This is a genomic window from Thermococcus sp. (assembly GCF_027008145.1).
Lineage (GTDB): Archaea > Methanobacteriota_B > Thermococci > Thermococcales > Thermococcaceae > Thermococcus.
Genome location: NZ_JALTCZ010000105.1, coordinates 1 through 2,177, shown reverse-complemented (window position 1 = coordinate 2,177; position 2,177 = coordinate 1). Strand labels below are relative to the sequence as shown.

At 53.6% G+C, this 2,177-nt stretch carries 3 protein-coding genes, 2 tRNA genes, 1 rRNA gene and 1 pseudogene; 1 reads left to right on the top strand and 6 read right to left on the bottom strand.

The features are described 5' to 3' along the window. The 4 genes and pseudogenes from MVD07_RS05200 to MVD07_RS05185 all read right to left on the bottom strand — a co-directional run. Positions 1-148: pseudogene (locus tag MVD07_RS05200) on the bottom strand (ABC transporter permease); the annotation flags it as partial. A 2-nt stretch (positions 149-150) separates the two neighbouring features. Beyond that, positions 151-882, bottom strand: a complete 732-nt coding sequence (locus tag MVD07_RS05195) for an ABC transporter ATP-binding protein (protein WP_297499379.1) — start codon at positions 880-882, stop codon at positions 151-153. 40 nt (positions 883-922) lie between these two features. Then, positions 923-1,129, bottom strand: a complete 207-nt coding sequence (locus tag MVD07_RS05190; RefSeq protein ID WP_297499378.1) for a helix-turn-helix transcriptional regulator — start codon at positions 1,127-1,129, stop codon at positions 923-925. A gap of 9 nt (positions 1,130-1,138) precedes the next feature. Further along, positions 1,139-1,438 carry a DUF2178 domain-containing protein gene (locus MVD07_RS05185; RefSeq protein WP_297499377.1) on the bottom strand — a complete coding sequence of 100 codons (300 nt, stop codon included), beginning with the start codon at positions 1,436-1,438 and terminating at the stop codon, positions 1,139-1,141. A 119-nt stretch (positions 1,439-1,557) separates the two neighbouring features. On the opposite strand from MVD07_RS05185, the gene MVD07_RS05180 reads away from it, so the two are divergent. Further along, positions 1,558-1,645, top strand: a tRNA-Leu gene (locus tag MVD07_RS05180). Between the two features lie 348 nt (positions 1,646-1,993). On the opposite strand, the gene MVD07_RS05175 is transcribed toward MVD07_RS05180, so the two are convergent. Continuing rightward, positions 1,994-2,071, bottom strand: a tRNA-Asp gene (locus MVD07_RS05175). An 11-nt stretch (positions 2,072-2,082) separates the two neighbouring features. After that, a 5S ribosomal RNA gene (gene rrf / locus MVD07_RS05170) occupies positions 2,083-2,177 on the bottom strand; the annotation flags it as partial.

Sequence of the window (2,177 nt, the reverse complement as noted above, 5' to 3'; positions counted from 1 at the left end):
TACCCTGGGCTTTCTCTATGCCCACCTGCATCGTCTTCCCTAGAGCTGGATATATCACGAGGGGGACTATTATGAGACCGAATATCAGCTTCTTGTCCCTCAGGAGGTTCTTGAGCTCCTTCATTGCCAGAACCCAGAAGTCCGACATCCTCACACCTCCGCTCCTATGGCCTTCATAAAGACCTCTTCGAGGTTCTCCGCGCTGTACTCCTCCTTCAGCTCCTTCGGGGTCCCGATTTCTATTATCCTGCCCTCGTTGATCAGTGCAACGCGGTCGCAGAGAAACTCAACCTCGAGCATGTTGTGGCTTGAAATAAGGAATGTCACGCCCTCTTCCCTTGCGAAGCGCTTTATCGTCTTCCTTATGGTATAGGCGTTTATTATGTCCAGCCCGCTCGCCGGTTCGTCGAGTATGGCCAGCTTCGGCCTGACCATGAGGGCTCTTGCCAGGAGGAGCTTCCTCGTCATGCCCTTCGAGTAGGTCGAGATCTTGTCCCTCAGTCTCTCCCCGAGGCCAGATAGGTCTACCCCCAGCTCAAGCATCTTCCTAGCTCTCCCATCGTCCTTGGCGTAGAGCCTCGCCATGAGCTCCAGGTACTCCCTCCCTGTCAGGTTCTTATACGCCCCGGCCTCCTCGGGCAGGTAGCTTATTATCCTCCTAACTTTCGGGGCTTCCTCCACGACATCGTGGTTGAAAACCTCGGCCTCTCCCCCGCTCGGCCTCAGGAGGGTGGCGAGTATCTTGAGGGTAGTGCTCTTCCCGGCCCCGTTGGGGCCGATAAGGCCGAAAATTTCCCCTTCCCTTATCTCGAAGCTTATCCCCTTGAGCGCTTTAACCTTCCCGTAGTCCTTCTCAAGGTTCTCAACTTTAACGGCCGGCACGCTCCCACCTCACAGCAGTCCTTGAGTCAGAAAATGCCCCTCACCCGTCTTCATCTCCCTCGTTGATGAATATGTCCTCAATCCTGACGTTAAAAAACCTCGCCATTCTAAAGGCGAGCCTCAGGGAGGGGTCGTAGCGACCCTTCTCTATCGCTATTATCGTCTGCCTCGTCACTCCAAGGGCCTTCGCAAGCTCCTCCTGGGTAAGGCCCTTTTCCTCTCTCAGCTCCCGGAGGCGGTTCTTCATGGGGATCCATCACATCCTCCTTGAGTAGTAGGCCCTGAAAGCTAGATTCCCAAAGAATATTGTAAAAAACACCAGCCCAACTGTGTTGGCACACGCTTCGTTCCGTTCAATTGTCCAAAAGTACAGAAGCAGAACTACTGTAACAAACAGAACCAACTCCAGCGTCCTCATAGCGGCGAGCTTGGAAATCTCAAGACCTCTTTCGTCCAAAGGGACTCCTGTGTTTTCTACTATCGTCTTCCTCATGAAGTATCCAAGAAGCCCTCCCCCGATGAGTGCCATCAATGACATCAACGCGAGCTCGTTCATTCAAGTCATCCGCCTCATGTTTCCGTCATGTAAAGTTTACTTTACGTAAAGTTTCCTTTACGTCCTTATAAGTTTTGCCCCTCAAAGTTTTTAAAGCGCGAGGGACAAGAGGGGAACACGCGGGGGTTGCCGAGCCTGGTCAAAGGCGCGGGATTTAGGGTCCCGTCCCGTAGGGGTTCGCGGGTTCGAATCCCGCCCCCCGCACCAACACAAACTTCGCTTGGGCGAAGTCTGATCAAAGTTGGCGGTTTGTATTGGAGATGCCCTCCGGGCGTCGGTTAAAATTGAACTCTCATTAAAGTCAAGTTGATGAAGGCAGAATTCGAGATTATTTCAGCGTTTTTCAATAGGATCCCTCCCACCCTGGAGAGCTAAGAGGAACCGCGAACTTTTGATGAAGTACGCTACTCTGCCAGTTATGAAAGAGACTCCTTTGGCCGAGCATGAAGGAAATTCAAGTTCAAAACAGCCAGTAGGTGGAATCCCCTGGGCTTTAGCATTTCAAAAAGAGCCATGAACTTGATCAAAACTTCACCTGCGCGAAGTTTGTGAGTATGGCGCCCGGGCCGGGATTTGAACCCGGGTCACGGGAGTGACAGTCCCGTATGATGGGCCGGGCTACACCACCCGGGCGTGTGAATAGTGGCCGGCGGCGTTCTCGGTTTCCCGCCCCCTCTCGGAGGGCAGTACACCCGGGAACGCTGGCGGGCTTAACTTCCGGGGTCGAAACGAGACCGGG